Raw genomic sequence first — 15,573 nt, 5'->3', positions numbered from 1 at the left:
GGAGCTTCATGGCCCTCCGCGCCCAGGCTCTCATCGAAGGCTCGGCATCATATGCAATGCCTTGATCGCCCCTTCGCCGATCGAAGTCCCGAACTTCTTCGCCAGCCGCTCGGCCACGTTCGCGTGCCGGGTGTAGTCCACCACGTCTTCGGCCTTCACCACTTCCCGCGCCACGTAGTCGAGGTTGCCCAGGCCGTCGGCGAGACCCATGTCCACCGCCTGCTGGCCCGTCCAGAAGAGGCCGCTGAAGAGTTCGGGCGAATCCTTCAGGCGCTTGCCCCGCCCGGCCTTCACCACGCTGATGAACTGCTGGTGGACCTGGTCGAGCATCTGCTGCGCGTGCTCGCGATGCTTCTCGGTCTGCGGGCTGAACGGATCGAGGAAGCCCTTGTTCTCCCCGGCCGTCATGAGGCGCCGCTCGACGCCCAGCTTGTCCATGAGTCCGACGAAGCCGAAGCCGTCCAGCAGGACGCCGATGCTGCCCACGATGCTCGCCTTGTCGACGTAGATCTTGTCGGTGCCCGCGGCGATGTAGTACGCCGCGGACGCGCAGGACTCCTCCACCACCGCGTATACCGGCTTGTTGTACTTCGCGCGCAGGCGCTTGATCTCGTCGTTGATGATGCCCGCCTGCACCGGGCTGCCGCCGGGCGAATTGATGAGGAGCACGATGCCGCGCGCGCCGTCGTCCTCGAAGGCCGAGCGCATGGCGGCCACGACGAATTCCGCGCTGGCCTCGCCCTCGGAATCGATCTCGCCCTTCACGTCGATCACGGCGGTGTGCGGCGACGTCTTGTCCGGCGTGCCCGAGCCGCGCAGGGCGATCGCCCACAAAAGGATCAGGAAGAACACGAGCCACGCCATGCTGCGGAACATGCGCCAGCGGCGGTTGCGCCGCTGCTCGTCGAGCGTGGCGAACACGAGCTTCTCGAGCGCGGCGCGTTCCCAGCCCTCGGGCGAGGCCTTCGATGCGCTCGCGGCTGCGGCCGCGACGGGCGCGGGGCTCGCCGCACGAGGCGGTTCGGGAGGTGGCGTTTCTTTCGGCGCCTCCTGCGGATAGGGCGATTCGTTGTTGTCCATCTCAGTTGTCCATGCTGCGGAGCACCCGCGGCTCATGAAAGGCGCGGTCGGTTCGGATGCACCCGCGCAACCGGCTTTGCCGGGCCGCCGGGTGCGCGCCCTCGGGGGGGAGGCGACGAAGGCGCTTCGGGAGGGGATTCATTTCAGAACTCGAGCGGCTTCAGGTTGAAGGCAGTATGCCAGTGCACGACGCCGTCTTGCTCCGACACCTCGATCTTCACGAGCCCGCCCCGGCACGGGCCGCCCGCGCAGGCGCCGGTGTCGGGCCGGTAGACCGCGCCGTGAGTGCCGCAAAGAAGCCACTGGCCGCTATCGTCGAAGAAGCGGTTCGGCTGCCAGTCCAGCTCCATCGCCACGTGCGCGCAGCGATTGAGGTAGGCATGCACGCGGCCTTGCCAGCGCACGGCGAACGCCCGGCAGGTGTAGCCGCCGTGGACCACATCGAACGGCACCGCGAGGCCGCCGTCCACGAGGTCGGCGGAATTGCAAAGAGGCACGGGCGTCGAATCTTGCATGGCCTTCAGGCATTGGCGAGCAGCCAGTCGTGCAGCTCGCGCACCGAATGCGCGATGAAGCGCGGCTCGAGCGCGTGGAATTCCGACGGTTCGTGCGCGCCGTAGCTCACGCCCACGCTCGCGCAGCCCGCGTTGAGCGCCATTTGCAGATCGTGCGTCGTGTCGCCGATCATCAGCGTGCGTTCGGGCCCGGCTGCGAATTCGCGCATCAGTTCGCGCAGCATCCTCGGGTCGGGCTTGCCGGCCGTCTCGTCGGCCGTGCGCGATCCGTCGAACACGCCCTTCAGCTGCGCCATGTGCAATGCGTCGTCGAGCCCTCGGCGCGACTTGCCGGTGGCCACCGCGAGCCGGTGGTCGCGCGCGCGCAGGTCTTCGAGCAGCGGCAGCACGCCCTCGAAGAGGCTCAGGTCGTCCCGGTGCGCGAGATAGTGGAAGCGGTAGCGTTCTGCCAATTGCGAATAGCGCTCGCGCGGCACATCCGGCGCGGCATGCGCGAGGGCTTCCATGAGGCCCATGCCGATCACGTAGGCGGCGTCCTTGTCCGAAGGCACCGTCCCGCCCACGTCCGCCACGGCACTCTGGATGCAGCGCACGATGATCTTCGTGGAATCGAAGAGCGTGCCGTCCCAATCGAACGCGATCAGGTCGAAGCGTCTACGCGGGCGGTCGGACATGGTCCAGGAATTTCTGCAATTCGGCCGGCAGGGGGCTCGTGAGTTCGATGCGTTCGAGGCTCGCCGGATGACTGAACTGTAACCGCCACGCGTGAAGGAACATGCGCTTCAGGCCATTTCTCGCAAGGAGCCGGTTGAGCTCGAAGTCGCCGTACTTGTCGTCTCCGAGGATCGGGTGGCCTTGCGATGCGACGTGCACCCGGATCTGGTGGGTGCGGCCGGTCTTGATCGTCACTTCGAGCAGCGAGCAGCCGCCGGAAAGCCCCTGGATTGCCGCTTGCGCGGGAATGACGGCGCAAGGACGCACGAGCGTCACGGCACGCATCCCGTCGGGGTCGTCCTTCGCGACCACTTTCACCCGCCGCTCGCCGTCGGCCAGGAGGTACTTGTGCAACGGCTGGTCGATGACCTTGCGCTGGGCGGGCCACACACCCTGGACCAGCGCGAGATAGGTCTTGCCCATGTCCCGCTCGCGGAACTGATCCTGCAGCTTCGTCAAAGCCGAGCGGCGCTTCGCCACGAGCAGGATGCCCGACGTCTCGCGGTCCAGCCGGTGCACGAGTTCCAGGAACTTCGCCTGCGGCCTCGCACGCCGCAACTGCTCGATGACGCCGAAGCTCACCCCGCTGCCGCCGTGCACGGCCACGCCGGCCGGCTTGTCGATGGCAAGGAGATGCTCGTCCTCGAACAGCACCGGGAATTCACGTGCCGGCGCAACCATCCCGGGCGTTTGCGAGGCTCTTTCGGCAACGCGCACGGGCGGCAGACGCACGACATCGCCGGCCGCGACCCGGGTATCGGCCGCCGCCCGGCCCTTGTTCAGGCGCACTTCGCCCGAGCGGATGATCCGGTAGACGTGCGTCTTGGGCACGCCCTTCAGCTCGCGAATCAGAAAGTTGTCGAGCCGCTGCCCATCGGATTGCTCGCCGACCGTCACCTGCGCGGCCCGCGGACTTGCAGGGGGCCTCGCGCCCCCTATAATCTGTTTCACTGGCGTTACGGCCTAAGTGGTTGATTTGCCTCGGAGTTTAGTCGAGGCCCACCACGGAAGCCCGCGCCGGTTGGTCGATGCCCCCGCGCGCGTCTCGTGCACGCCATGTGCACGCGCGCAGTCAAGCGCGGGTCGAACGGCACTTTGGAACACCGATACGGAATTGCATGCTCTCCAGCCCCGAACGCTGGAAAGCGGATCGAAGCGAGAACAATGTGCTGATGGCGCTTTTCATGCTCTGCTGGGACTGGCTCGCAAGCCTCCCGCGGGCTTTCGCCGCGCCATCGGCCCTTCCCCCGACGCGCCCTGCCCTCGCCGCGCTACCCGCGGCGCGGCCGCGCCTTGTCCTTCTCGCCACCATCCACGTGCCCTGGCGTCGCCGCACGAGCTAGCCGCTCGCGCCGCGCCCACGGCAATTCCCGTCGTTTCGAAGCGTCCGGCCGGCATCGTTGCCCCGTCATGGGGCGGGAAGTCGTTTTAAGAAGGTGACGCGATGAAGCGCATGCTGATCAACGCCACGCAGGCCGAAGAGCGCCGGCTGGCCATCGTCGACGGGCAGAAGCTCCTCGACTACGAAATCGAGATCGAAGGGCGCGAACAGCGCAAGGGCAACATCTACAAAGCCGTCGTGACGCGCGTCGAGCCGTCGCTCGAAGCGTGCTTCGTCGACTACGGCGAGGACCGCCACGGGTTCCTGCCGTTCAAGGAGATCTCCCGCCAGTTCTTCCAGGGCAACATGTCGCCGTCGCAAGCGAGGATCAACGACGTGATCCGCGAAGGCCAGGAACTGCTCGTGCAGGTCGAAAAGGAAGAGCGCGGCAACAAGGGCGCGGCGCTCACGACGTTCATTTCGCTCGCCGGGCGCTACGTCGTGCTCATGCCCAACAACCCGCGCGGCGGCGGTGTCTCGCGCCGCATCGAAGGCGACGACCGCGCCGAGCTGAAAGAAGCGATGGACCAGCTCGAGTACCCGAGCGGCATGTCCATCATCGCGCGCACGGCCGGCATCGGCAGGAGCGCCCCCGAACTGCAGTGGGACCTGAACTACCTCCTGAAACTCTGGAACGCGATCGACGGCGCGGCCAAGGCGGGCAAGGGCGCGTTCCTCATCTACCAGGAGTCGTCGCTCGTGATCCGCGCGATCCGCGACTACTTCAACAGCGACATCGGCGACATCCTGATCGACACGGACGACATCTACGAGCAGGCGCAGCAGTTCATGTCGCACGTGATGCCGGAGCACGCGCAGAGGGTGAAGCGCTACCGCGACGACGCGGCGCTCTTTTCGCGCTTCCAGATCGAGCATCAGATCGAATCGGCTTACGCGCGCGAAGTGAAGCTGCCCTCGGGCGGCGTCGTGGTGATCGACCACACCGAAGCGCTGGTCTCCATCGACGTGAACTCGGCGCGCGCGATCAAGGGCGGCGACATCGAGGAAACCGCGACGCGCACGAACCTCGAAGCCGCCGACGAAGTCGCGCGCCAGATGCGCCTGCGCGACCTGGGCGGCCTCATCGTGATCGACTTCATCGACATGGAGGAGTCGAAGAACCGCCGGGAAGTCGAGAACCGGCTGCGCGATGCGCTGCGGCAGGACCGCGCGCGCGTGCAATTCGGCTCGATCTCGAAGTTCGGCCTGATGGAAATGAGCCGCCAGCGGCTGCGCCCCGCGCTGTCCGAAGGCGCGTCGATCCCCTGCCCGCGCTGCGGCGGCCATGGCCACATCCGCGACACCGAAAGCTCGGCGCTGCAGATCCTGCGGATCATCCAGGAGGAGTCGATGAAGGACAGCACGGCCGCGGTGCACGTGCAGGTGCCGGTGGAAGTCGCCTCGTTCCTGCTGAACGAGAAGCGCACCGAAATCGCGAAGATCGAGCTGAAGCAGCGCATCAGCGTGATCATGGTGCCCAACAAGACGCTCGAGACGCCGAACTACCGGCTCGAGCGCCTGAAGCACGACGACCCGCGCCTGGACAATCTGAAGGCGAGCTACCACATGGCCGAGGACTTCGAGGAGCAGACGACGGTGACGCGGCGCTCCCACGAGCGCGCGAACCGCCAGGAGCCGGTGATCAAGGGCGTGCTGCCCGATGCGCCGGCGCCGCTGCCGGTCGCGAGGCCCGAACCCGCATCCGCGCCGGTGGCGGCACCCGCGCTGGATGCGGTGGCGAAGGCGCCCGCGCAGCCGACGAGCGCGCCGGTGCCGGCCGAAAGCGGCTTCATGGCCTGGCTGAAGAACCTCTTCGGCATGACGCCGGCGACAGCGGGGGCCGCGCCCGCGCAGCCGGCAGAAGCGCGCAAGGAGGAACGGCGGGAAGGCCGCGGGGAAGGTCGCGGGGAAAGTCGTGGAGACGGACGCGGGGATGGACGCGGAGAAGGACGCCGCGACGGTCGACGCGACCAGGGGCGCGGTGATGGCCGCGCCCGCGACGGACGCCGCGGCGATCAGCAGCCGCGCCGCGAACGCGCCGCGGCCGAAGGCGCGGATGGCGCGCAGCAGCCGCGGGGCGAAGGTCGCGGGCGCGACGAACAGCGGCGCGACCCGCAGCAACGCCGGGAAGGCGGGCAGCAACGTGAACGTGGCGAGCGCGGGGAACAACGTGGCGACCGGGGCGAGCGCGGGGATCAACGTGGCGACCGTGGCGACCGTGGCGACCGTGGCGACCGGCGTGGCGAGCGCGCGGAGCGTGGCGAAAGTCGCGACAATCGCCAGCGCGATCGCGACCGCCGCGAGGATCGCGCACCGCAGGAAGGTGTGGAGGTCGAAGCGCAGGGCGTCGTCGAGAGCACCGAGCAGCAGCGCGACCGGCAGCAGCCGCGCGGAGAAGGCCGTCGCGAAGGCGCGGAACGCGGGGAACGTTCGGATCGCGGTGACCGCGGTGACCGCGGCGACCGCGGCGATCGTGGCGAGGCCCGCCGTGATCGCGGCGACCGCGCAGAACGTGGCGATCGCCGCGATCGGCCACCGCGCGAAGGCGCCCCCGCACCCGAGGCGCTGGCGGACGAACCGCGGCCCGGCGACGAGCGCATGCCCGAGGTCGTGGATGCGGCCGAGGGCGACGCGGCTGGCGTCGAGCCCCCGCTCGATGACCAGCGCCGCGACCGCCGCTCGCGCGACCGCTACGGCCGCGACCGCAGGGAGCGCGGCGAACGCGGCGAACGCGGTGAACGCGGTGAACGCGGCGAACGCGAGGCAGCCGCGGAACCTGCCGCGCGGTCATCGGGCGAAGGCGCCGGCGCCGAGCGCATCAACTATGTCGCCGAAGCCGCACCGGCAGCCGTGCATGCGCCCTCGCGCGCGATGCCACCCAAGGTTCAGCCGTACGAGCTGCCTGTCGGCGATCTGATGCAGGTGGCGGAGGTTTCGGGCCTGCAATGGGTGAACTCGGATGCGCAGAAGATCGCGGCCGCGCAGGCGGCGATCGCGGCCGAGCCGAAACCCGTGCACGTCCCGCGCGAGCGGCCTCCGATGGTCGTGATCGATGAAGGTCCGCTGGTGCTGGTGGAAACTCGCAAGGACCTGCGCAACCTCGCGCTTCCGTTCTAGACCAGCTGGCGTGCAACGGTGGAGTGCCCGAAGGGCATTCCACCCGCGCGGGCCTTTCAGTCGCTCGCCGCGCGCTTCCAGGCTTCCCCGGCTTTCGCATCCTCGCCGCGCTGCTCGGCAAGCTGCGCGAGCGCGCGCCACGCCTTGCGGTGCATGCGGGCGTCCTGCAGGCCGAGCGCGGCTTGCGTGAGCAGCTGCTGCGCCTTGCCCCAGAGCTGCCGGTGCATGCACGCCATTCCCGCCAGATATTGCAGCGTGCCGTCGCGCGGATTGGCGCGCTGCGCGGCTTCGATGCGCGCGAGCCACACGCCGTCGAGCGACTCGAAGCTCTCCTCCAGCGCCTGCGCAAGCCGCGTCTTCAGGCTGTCGCCGAGCGTCGCATAGCGCTCCCACACCGGCAGCAGCCACTCGCGGGCGAGCTGCGCGTCGCCACCGAGCGCGGCCAGACGCTGCGCGGCGTGGATCGCGACTTCGGGCATTTGCCGTTCGGCGGGCTCGAGCGATTGCCACGCGCGCATGAGCTGCGCCGTGTCGTACGCGCCGTTCAGAAGGTCGATGGCCAAGCCCCGCACGATGCTCTGCGCGGCCTCGGGGGAGAACGCGCGATGCTTGGCGAGCAGCCGCGCGGTATCGAGCGCCTCGGCGCTCAGGCCCGCGAGGCGCGACGCCTTCAGGCGAGTGCGCAGCGCGAGCGTGCGGCGCGCGGCGCCTTGCGGCATGTCCTTCAGCCACTTGAGGGCGGCCTCGGGCTCGCGGTCCTGCAGCGACCAGCGCGCCGCGCGCATCAATGCGCCCTCGTGCGTCTCCTGCGCCTCGCGCGTCGACGCGTCTTCGAGCGCGAGCCGCAGGTGTTCCTCGCGCGCCGCGCGATCCTGCAGCGCCTGCGCGCTCTCGGCGGCCAGCAGATGCGCGATCGTGCGAAGCTGCGCGGCGCCGGCGAGCTTCACGCCGGCGTCTTTCAGCGACTGCTCCTGCGCGATCGCCGACTCGGCCGACTTGCGCGCGCGGATGAACCGGCCGGCCGTGAGATGCGCGAAGCCGTCGAGCAGGAAGGCATACGTCGAACGTTCCTTCTGCTGGTTGCGCCAGCGCTGCGCCTGGCGCGGCAGGTCGAACAAGGCGGCGAGCGCGCCGAGCACCGCATGAATGAAGGCGAACAGCGCCACCGCGATCAGCAGCGCGAGGTTCAGCGAGACGTCGATGCGGTACGGCGGCCAGAACACGGTCACCGTGCCCTGGTTGTTGCCGGCGAAAAGCGCGATCGCCGACGCAATGCCGAAAAGCGCGAGCAGCCACAGCACCGCACGCATGAGCCGCTACCTTCCGCCCGAAAGTGCCGCGAGCGCGGCGAGCGACTCGTCGATGCGCGGCAGCTCGGCGGCGCGCAATTGCGCCTGCACCTGCTGCAGCTGCAAGGTCGCGGCCTGCGTGTGCCGCGAGGCGGGGTCGAAGTACTTGCGCACCGCGCCGCTTGCCGCGGCGACATCGCTTCTCGCCGCTTCGATCTGCCGCGCGAGCAGCGACAGGCGCGCGTTCAGGAGCTTCAGCTTCAGGTTCTCGCGAACGAAGAATGCCTGGTCGGGCGCGAGCAGCGCCGCATCCGGCTGGTCGATGCGGCTCACACGCACGAGGCTGCGCGCCTCGTCGAACACGGTCTCGAGCCAGCGCTGCCACACCTGCTCGCGCGTCGGCGCCGCCGCGGCCGAGGGCGTGGCCACGGGCTTGCGCGGCGCATCGGGGGGGCGCAGCGGCACGGCGTTCATCACGGGCAGATCGTCCACCTCCCGCACGAGCTGATCGAGCCGCGCGAGCACGGCCGGCACGTCCGTCACGCCCGCGGCGCGGATGCGGTCCATGTCGCGCGCCATCGCGGCGCGCACGCGCGCAAGCCGCGGCTGGGGCGTGCGCGCAAGCCGCTGGTCGGCCGTGCGCAGCGCGGCCAGCAACGGCTCGGGGCTGCCGATGAGCTGCGTCTGCTGCTGCGCGAGGCGCAGCGACGATTCGATGTCGACCAGGAGGTTCTCGTCGCGCGAGAGCGACAGGCTCTGCATCAGCTCCTCGAGCTGGCTGCGCTGCAGCGCGACTTCGTTCAGGCGGGTCTCGAGAACGGCCTGGCGCGCCACGACGTCGCGCGACTGCTCCTGCGCCTGCTTCGCGAGCGCGCGCGCCTCGATCGCGCTCGCGCCCGCGTCCGCGCTCTGCCGCGCGAGCTGCTCCTGGATCGCCGAGAGCTTCTGCCAGAGCATCGTGCTCGCAAGCAGCGCGGCGCCGGCGAGCACGATGAGCGCGATGAGCGAACCGCGAGCGAGCGTCACATCGCGCCGCGCTGGGATGGCCGCCGCGGGGGCGAGCGATCTCGCTTCATCTCGGGAATCGCTGGAATCGCGGACATCGCCAGTCGGACCGGGCTCGACACTCATCGGTCCGATTGTAGGGAACGAAGCACCTCGTCGAAGTCGGGCCGGCATTCGCGTACCGTGCCGAAACCCGCGCCGCGAGCCGCCTCGGCGATTCGCGGATGAGTGGCGACCGCGCGGGCGGCCGACCAGTCCTGGCCGGGCACGAGCCGCAGCAGATGGCGGATCGCCTCGGAGCTGCTGAAAAGCCACTGCGACCCATCGGATGCGGCGCTGCGCGCGAGCGCGATCCTCGTCTCGTCCCACTCGGAGATCACGCGCCGATACGCGACCACGACGTGCACCTCGCAGCCCCGGTCCTCGAGCCGCTCGGCCAGCCACTCGCGGCCGGCCGGATCGCCTTCGCTGTCGCCGCCGCGCACCACCAGCACGCGGTCGCCGCGCCGCACCTCGCCCTCGACGACCCGCCAGAGCGCTTCGGAGTCGAATTGCGCGCTGTCTTCGCGCGGCTCGTCGATCAGCGCCGCGTCGACACCTCGCGCGCGCAACGCGTGCGACGTGCCCGGCCCCGTGGCCCACGCGCGGATGCGAAATCCCGCGCCGGACGGCGCCTGCGCGAAGAAGTGGCGCACCGCATTGGCGCTCACGAACATCGCCGCCTTGAAGCCCTGCATCCTCGCCCAGGCGGCGCGCAAGGGCTGCGGATCGCGCGGCGGGGCGATCGAGATCAGCGGCAGCGCGATCGCATCGACGCCGAGCTCCACGAAGCGCTGCACCCAGCGCAACGCTTCTTCCTGCGGCCGCGTGACGATGACCGGCACGCGCCGCCCTCGCCTTTTCAGTGAGCGCCTGCGGCGCGCAGTTGCCCGGCGACCTGCTCGCCGAGCGCGGCGGCCGCTTCGAGGTCCGCGACGGCCGCCGACGCATGCGCGCGCACGAGTCGCGGGTCGCCTTCCGGCTCGCCCCACGCGGCGCGCAGCTGCAGGTATTCGCCGGAGAACACGGCATGCGCTGCGAGCGGCATCGAGCAGCTGCCGCCCATCGCACGGCTCACGGCGCGTTCGGCGGCGACGCACATCCACGTGGTTCGATGCGCGAGCGGGTCGAGCGCCTGCAGCAGGTCCCGACGGTTCCCGCGCACTTCGATGCCGAGCGCGCCCTGCCCCGCCGCGGGGAGCATCTCTTCGGGCTCGAACATCGCGCGAATGCGCGGCGCGAGGCCAAGGCGCAGCAGGCCCGCGGCCGCGAGCACGATGGCGTCGTACTGCCCGTCGTCGAGCTTGCGAAGACGCGTATCGAGATTGCCGCGCAGCGGCTCGATCCTGAGATCCGGGCGCAGCGACCGCAGCAGCACCAGGCGCCGCAGGCTCGACGTGCCGACGATCGCGCCCTGCGGCAGCTCGGCCAGCGCCGCGAACCGGTTGGAGACGAAGGCGTCGCGCGGGTCCTCGCGCTCCATCACGCAGGCGAGCGCGAAGCCCTCGGGCAAGTCCATCGGCACATCCTTCAGCGAATGCACGGCGAGGTCGGCGCGGCCTTCTTCGAGCGCCACTTCGAGTTCCTTCACGAACAGGCCCTTGCCGCCCACCTTGCTGAGCGTGCGGTCGAGGATCTGGTCGCCCTTCGTGGTCATGCCGAGGAGCCGCACCGCGTGCCCGCGCGATTCGAGCAGCGCCTTCACATGCTCCGCCTGCCAGAGCGCGAGGCGGCTTTCGCGGGTGGCGATGACGAGCGGCTCCAGGTTCGTAACCGGCATGTAATCCTCGAGGTGGCGCGATGCTAGCATGACGCATCCCCGAAGGAGATCGAACCGATGCCGCCTCCCGCGCGCCGCGCCAGGGACAACGAACGTCCGCTCGTCGAAGACATCCGCCTCCTCGGGCGCATCCTGGGCGACGTGATCCGCGAGCAGGAGGGCGTGGACGCGTTCGAGCTGGTGGAGCGCATCAGAAAGCTCTCCGTGGCGTTCCGGCGCGACGCCGACCACGAAGCCGACCGGGCGCTGAAGCAGCTGCTGAAATCGCTCTCGGGCGACCAGGCGGTGAGCGTGATCCGCGCGTTCACGTATTTCTCGCACCTCGCGAACCTCGCCGAGGACCGCCATCACATCCGACGCCGCGAAGTGCACGAACGCGCGGGCGACACGCAGGAAGGCAGCGTCGAAGTGGCGCTCGCGCGGCTGCGCTGGGCCGGCATCGGCGCGAAGACGGTCGTGCAGACGCTCGAGCACAGCTATCTCTCGCCGGTGCTCACCGCGCACCCGACCGAAGTGCAGAGAAAAAGCATCCTCGACGCCGAACGCGACATCGCGCGCCTCCTCACGGAGCGCGACGAGATCCGGTCGCGCGCACTGCCGAAGGACGCGCTCGCGCCGCGCGAGCTGGCGGCCAACGAGTCGCTCGTTCGCGCCCGCGTGCTGCAGCTGTGGCACACGCGGCTCCTGCGGTTCACGAAGCTCACGGTCGCCGACGAGATCGAGACCGCGCTCTCCTACTACGAGGCGACGTTCCTGCGCCAGATTCCCAAGCTCTACGGCCAGATCGAGCGCGAGCTCGGCAACCAGCACGTGGCAAGCTTCCTGCGCATGGGCCAGTGGATCGGCGGCGACCGCGACGGCAACCCGAACGTGAATGCGGGCACGCTCGAATACGCGCTGCGCCGCCAGTGCGAGGTGGCACTGCGCTACTACCTCACCGAGCTTTACTGGCTCGGCAGCGAACTGTCGCTGTCGGCGCGGCTCGTGGGCGTGACGCCCGAGATGCGCGCGCTCGCGGATGCGTCGCCGGACGTGAGCGAACATCGCATGGACGAGCCCTACCGGCGCGCGCTCACGGGGATGTACTCGCGCCTCGCGGCCACGCTCAAGTCGCTCACCGGCGGAGAGGCGGCGCGCCATGCGGTGCCGCCGCGCAATCCGTATGGGCGTGCCGAGGAATTGCTGGCCGACCTGCTGGTCGTTCGCGAGTCGCTGCGAGCCCATCACGGCGAAGCGCTCGTGCAGCAGCGCCTGCAGCCGCTCATCCGCGCGGTGGAAGTGTTCGGCTTTCATCTGGCCACCGTCGACCTGCGCCAGAGTTCCGACCAGCACGAGGCGGTGCTCGCGGAGCTGCTCGCCGCAGCGCGCATCGAACGCGACTACCGCAAGCTCGACGAAGCCGCGCGCCGCGATCTCATCGTGAAGCTGCTGAACGATGCGCGGCCGCTGCGCGTGATCGGCGCGGACTACAGCGAGCTCGCGCGCAAGGAGCTCGCGATCTTCGAGACCGCGCTCACGCTGCGGCAGCGCTTCGGCACGCGGTCGATCCGGCACTACATCATCAGCCACACGGAGACCGTGAGCGACTTGCTCGAAGTGCTGCTGCTGCTGAAGGAAGTGGGCCTCGTGCACGGCACGCTGGACGATGCGGCCACGACCGAGCTCATCGTCGTGCCGCTGTTCGAGACGATCGAGGACCTGCGCAACGCCGCGCCGATCATGCGCGAGTTCTATGCGCTTGCCGGCATCGCGAAGCTCGTGCAGCGCTCCGGCGGCGAGCAGGACATCATGCTCGGCTACAGCGACAGCAACAAGGACGGCGGCATCTTCACGAGCAATTGGGAGCTCTACCGCGCGGAGATCGCGCTCGCGGATCTGTTCGAGCGGCTCGCGAACTCCAACGACATCCAGCTGCGCCTCTTCCACGGCCGCGGCGGCACGGTGGGCCGCGGCGGCGGACCGAGCTACCAGGCGATCCTCGCGCAGCCGCCCGGCACGGTGCGCGGTCAGATCCGGCTCACCGAGCAAGGCGAGGTGATCGCATCGAAATACGCCAACCCTGAAATCGGGCGGCGCAACCTCGAGACGCTCGTCGCGGCGACGCTCGAAGCCACGCTGCTGCAGCCGACGAAGACCGCGCCGAAACAGTTCCTGGCGGCGGCCGAGGCGCTCTCGCGTTCGAGCATGGCCGCCTACCGCGCGCTCGTGTACGACACGCCGGGATTCACGGACTACTTCTTCGCCGCCACGCCGATTCGCGAGATCGCGGAACTCAACATCGGCTCGCGTCCCGCGTCACGCAAGTCCACGCAGCGCATCGAGGACCTGCGCGCGATCCCCTGGGGCTTCAGCTGGGGGCAGTGCCGCGTGACGCTGCCGGGCTGGTACGGGTTCGGCTCGGCCGTGCAGCAGTTCATGGGCGACGAGCGCCACGGCAAGGGCGAGGCGCTGGCGCTCCTGCAGCGGATGTACCGGCAGTGGCCGTTCTTCCGCACGCTGCTGTCCAACATGGACATGGTGATTGCCAAGAGCGATCTCGCGCTCGCGTCGCGTTATGCCGAACTCCTGCCCGATGCGCGCTTGCGCAAGCGCATCTTCGGCGCGATCGAGGAGGAGTGGCACCGCACGGCGGACGCGCTGGCACGGATCACCGGAGAAAAGCAGCGGCTGCAGGGCAACCCGTCGCTCGCGCGTTCGATCCGGCACCGGTTTCCGTACATCGATCCGCTGCACCACCTGCAGGTGGAGCTCGTGCGCCGCTGGCGCGAAGGCAAGGCCGACGAGCGGGCGCGCACGGGGATTCACCTCGCGATCAACGGGATCGCGGCGGGGTTGAGGAACACGGGGTGAGATCTGCGCGATTCGCAGGGGCCATCAGTACGTCCCCGGATACGCGCCGCCGTCGATCGGGATGTTCTGCCCCGTGATGTAGCTCGCGCGCGCCGTTGGAAAGCCCGAGCACGTCGATCGGCGCCTCGACCGAGCTCGAGAGCGCCCAGCTCGAGAGCGCCCACTTGCCTGCGATACCCATATCCATGAGAATGACTCCTCTCAACTGTCGAGCGTTTTCCGCGATGCGCAGATCATCGGCCATTGTCCTTGCCAGTTTCTGCCTCGGGGTTTGTGCATACGCGCAAGGATTCAGGTTTTCGAATCCTTCCGAAGACGACGAACGCCAGGCCGTCGAGCAGCAGAGGAAGGACGCCCGCATCGACCGGCAGCTTTCCACACCCTGCCGCGAGCGCATCAGGGACCGCAAGATCGTCGTGCTGATCGGCGAGGAGACCAACGGCGTCATCCAGGCGCCGCAATCGAATTTCGGCCGCCACGTCGATGCGATCAATTCGCGCTTGCGCTCGCTCGGCCTGAAGACTTATTCCGCCGAGCAGATCCGCCGCCAGATCGCGCAGGAAGAGATCGACGCCTACTTCAAGAACGATCCCGATCGCGCGCTCTCGGCTTCCAAGCGCATGGCCGCGCAATACGTGCTGAAGGGCGTGATCGCGACGCAGGCGTTTCGCAACACGACGGTCAACGTGAACCAGGTGAACGTCGCGCTCGACTTCACGCTCACCGACGCCGCGGGCCGTACAGTGTCGAGCGCGCGCGCGACCCACGCGAGCTACGCCGGCGCCGACGTGTCGGGCATGGCGCTCAAACTCATCGAGGAGCGCGCCGACGAAGTCGTCGCGCAGTTGTACAGCGACTACTGCCGCAACGCGAAATAGCCGCGGGCTGGCCGCTTTCAGGTGAATCACAAGGAGATCAGCATGGAGAAGAGCACACTTCGGGGTACACATCGGGGCACCCTTCGGAGCACACTTCGGAGCAACGTCCGCGCCGCCGCCTTCGCGGCGCTCGCCGCCGGCGTCTGCGGCGCCGCGCTCGCGCAGCCGACATTCGGCAACCCGTCGCCCAATGCGGGCAGCACGACCTCGCAGCAGGCCAACGCCGCCGCGGACCAGGCCGCCTACCAGGAGCTCGCGTACACGAACAAGGCCACGCGCGGGCCCGCGCTCGTCGTGATCCCCGGCGAGATCAAGAGCAGCAACGCGAGCTTCCTGCAGAAGATCGCGCCGAACAACATCGCCGACTTCGGCGAGCTCGAACTCTCGCAGGCCAACTTCCAGGTGCTGGAGCGCTCGGACCTCGGGCCGCTGCTCAACGAGATCTCGCTCGCCTACAACCTGGGCGACGTCGACAAGGCTCGCAAGGCGATGGGCGTGGGCAAGCTGAAGACGACCAAATGGGTCGTGAAGTTCGACATCCTGAAGGCCGAGCAGATCGCCGAGAACAAGCAGGGCTTCAACGGCCAGGCGGTGGGCAGCATCATCTCCGGCCTGGGCGGCTTCGGCGGATTCGGCCGCAACAACTGGGCGGCCGGGCAGGCCGTGAGCTCGGTGCAGACGCAGGAGTCGACCGGCGTGTGGCTGATCGGCATGCGCTACAAGATCATGGACGCCTCCACCACCGAGCAAGTCGCGCAGGGCTACAAGGAACTGAAGATGGAAGTCGGCTCCAACGCGACGACGGTGCTCGGCGTGTCGCAGCAAAACAAGGGCGGCGTGGGCCTGGACACCATGGTGCAGCGCCTCGTGCAGACCGCCGTCTGGGACATCGACAAGAACTACAAGTGACACGTCACGACTGAGC

12 protein-coding genes are annotated in these 15,573 nt (G+C 69.0%); 4 read left to right on the top strand and 8 right to left on the bottom strand.

Going from position 1 to position 15,573, the window contains the following annotated elements:
- Positions 1 to 30: 30 nt before the first annotated feature.
- From VHA82_RS16005 to VHA82_RS15990, 4 genes are all read right to left on the bottom strand, one after another.
- Complete coding sequence (locus tag VHA82_RS16005) at positions 31 to 1,080, bottom strand: S49 family peptidase (protein ID WP_325545460.1); 1,050 nt, start codon at positions 1,078 to 1,080, stop codon at positions 31 to 33.
- A 143-nt stretch (positions 1,081 to 1,223) separates the two neighbouring features.
- Complete coding sequence (locus VHA82_RS16000; RefSeq protein ID WP_325545458.1) at positions 1,224 to 1,595, bottom strand: Rieske (2Fe-2S) protein; 372 nt, start codon at positions 1,593 to 1,595, stop codon at positions 1,224 to 1,226.
- 5 nt (positions 1,596 to 1,600) lie between these two features.
- Positions 1,601 to 2,269 carry an HAD-IA family hydrolase gene (locus VHA82_RS15995; protein WP_325545456.1) on the bottom strand — a complete coding sequence of 223 codons (669 nt, stop codon included), beginning with the start codon at positions 2,267 to 2,269 and terminating at the stop codon, positions 1,601 to 1,603.
- Positions 2,250 to 3,260, bottom strand: a complete 1,011-nt coding sequence (locus VHA82_RS15990) for an RluA family pseudouridine synthase (protein ID WP_414708660.1) — start codon at positions 3,258 to 3,260, stop codon at positions 2,250 to 2,252. The genes VHA82_RS15995 and VHA82_RS15990 overlap by 20 nt, the downstream gene beginning before the upstream one ends.
- Positions 3,261 to 3,753: 493 nt before the next feature.
- Between VHA82_RS15990 and VHA82_RS15985 the strand changes: the two genes are divergently transcribed.
- Complete coding sequence (locus tag VHA82_RS15985) at positions 3,754 to 6,807, top strand: Rne/Rng family ribonuclease (protein WP_325545454.1); 3,054 nt, start codon at positions 3,754 to 3,756, stop codon at positions 6,805 to 6,807.
- A 56-nt stretch (positions 6,808 to 6,863) separates the two neighbouring features.
- Here VHA82_RS15985 and VHA82_RS15980 read toward each other — a convergent pair whose 3' ends face one another.
- Genes VHA82_RS15980 through hemC form a run of 4 tightly spaced genes read right to left on the bottom strand, consistent with a single transcriptional unit; the run spans position 6,864 to position 10,920 of the window.
- Positions 6,864 to 8,117 (bottom strand): heme biosynthesis HemY N-terminal domain-containing protein, encoded by a 1,254-nt coding sequence (locus tag VHA82_RS15980; protein ID WP_325545453.1) that lies wholly within the window; start codon positions 8,115 to 8,117, stop codon positions 6,864 to 6,866.
- Between the two features lie 6 nt (positions 8,118 to 8,123).
- A complete protein-coding gene (locus VHA82_RS15975) occupies positions 8,124 to 9,227 on the bottom strand; it encodes a uroporphyrinogen-III C-methyltransferase (RefSeq protein WP_414708659.1) in 1,104 nt (367 codons plus the stop codon).
- A complete protein-coding gene (locus tag VHA82_RS15970) occupies positions 9,224 to 9,985 on the bottom strand; it encodes a uroporphyrinogen-III synthase (RefSeq protein ID WP_325545449.1) in 762 nt (253 codons plus the stop codon). The genes VHA82_RS15975 and VHA82_RS15970 overlap by 4 nt, the downstream gene beginning before the upstream one ends.
- Before the next feature lie 17 nt (positions 9,986 to 10,002).
- Positions 10,003 to 10,920, bottom strand: coding sequence for a hydroxymethylbilane synthase (gene hemC, locus VHA82_RS15965; protein WP_325545447.1), 918 nt, complete (start codon positions 10,918 to 10,920; stop codon positions 10,003 to 10,005).
- A gap of 57 nt (positions 10,921 to 10,977) precedes the next feature.
- Between hemC and ppc the strand changes: the two genes are divergently transcribed.
- From ppc to VHA82_RS15950, 3 genes are all read left to right on the top strand, one after another.
- A complete protein-coding gene (gene ppc / locus VHA82_RS15960; protein WP_325545445.1) occupies positions 10,978 to 13,770 on the top strand; it encodes a phosphoenolpyruvate carboxylase in 2,793 nt (930 codons plus the stop codon).
- A gap of 224 nt (positions 13,771 to 13,994) precedes the next feature.
- Entirely contained in the window at positions 13,995 to 14,648 is a 654-nt protein-coding gene (locus tag VHA82_RS15955; RefSeq protein ID WP_325545443.1) for a hypothetical protein, read from the top strand.
- Positions 14,649 to 14,690: 42 nt separating this feature from the next.
- The gene (locus VHA82_RS15950; protein ID WP_325545441.1) at positions 14,691 to 15,557 is read left to right on the top strand and encodes a hypothetical protein; all 867 of its coding nucleotides are present in this window, start codon (positions 14,691 to 14,693) and stop codon (positions 15,555 to 15,557) included.
- Positions 15,558 to 15,573 lie beyond the last annotated feature (16 nt).

It is taken from the genome of Ramlibacter sp., from assembly GCF_035548915.1.
In the GTDB taxonomy this organism is placed as follows: domain Bacteria; phylum Pseudomonadota; class Gammaproteobacteria; order Burkholderiales; family Burkholderiaceae_C; genus Ramlibacter.
The sequence above is the reverse complement of the archived record's forward strand: the minus strand, read 5'-3'. Positions and strand labels throughout refer to the sequence as shown.

Bases quoted from the DNA above. Each gene is read 5' to 3' on its own strand.
- VHA82_RS16005 (WP_325545460.1), bottom strand. From the start codon at position 1,080: ATGGACAACAACGAATCGCCCTATCCGCAGGAGGCGCCGAAAGAAACG.
- VHA82_RS16000 (WP_325545458.1), bottom strand. From the start codon at position 1,595: ATGCAAGATTCGACGCCCGTGCCTCTTTGCAATTCCGCCGACCTCGTG.
- VHA82_RS15995 (WP_325545456.1), bottom strand. From the start codon at position 2,269: ATGTCCGACCGCCCGCGTAGACGCTTCGACCTGATCGCGTTCGATTGG.
- VHA82_RS15985 (WP_325545454.1), top strand. From the start codon at position 3,754: ATGAAGCGCATGCTGATCAACGCCACGCAGGCCGAAGAGCGCCGGCTG.
- VHA82_RS15980 (WP_325545453.1), bottom strand. From the start codon at position 8,117: ATGCGTGCGGTGCTGTGGCTGCTCGCGCTTTTCGGCATTGCGTCGGCG.
- VHA82_RS15975 (WP_414708659.1), bottom strand. From the start codon at position 9,227: ATGAGTGTCGAGCCCGGTCCGACTGGCGATGTCCGCGATTCCAGCGAT.
- hemC (WP_325545447.1), bottom strand. From the start codon at position 10,920: ATGCCGGTTACGAACCTGGAGCCGCTCGTCATCGCCACCCGCGAAAGC.
- ppc (WP_325545445.1), top strand. From the start codon at position 10,978: ATGCCGCCTCCCGCGCGCCGCGCCAGGGACAACGAACGTCCGCTCGTC.
- VHA82_RS15955 (WP_325545443.1), top strand. From the start codon at position 13,995: ATGCGCAGATCATCGGCCATTGTCCTTGCCAGTTTCTGCCTCGGGGTT.
- VHA82_RS15950 (WP_325545441.1), top strand. From the start codon at position 14,691: ATGGAGAAGAGCACACTTCGGGGTACACATCGGGGCACCCTTCGGAGC.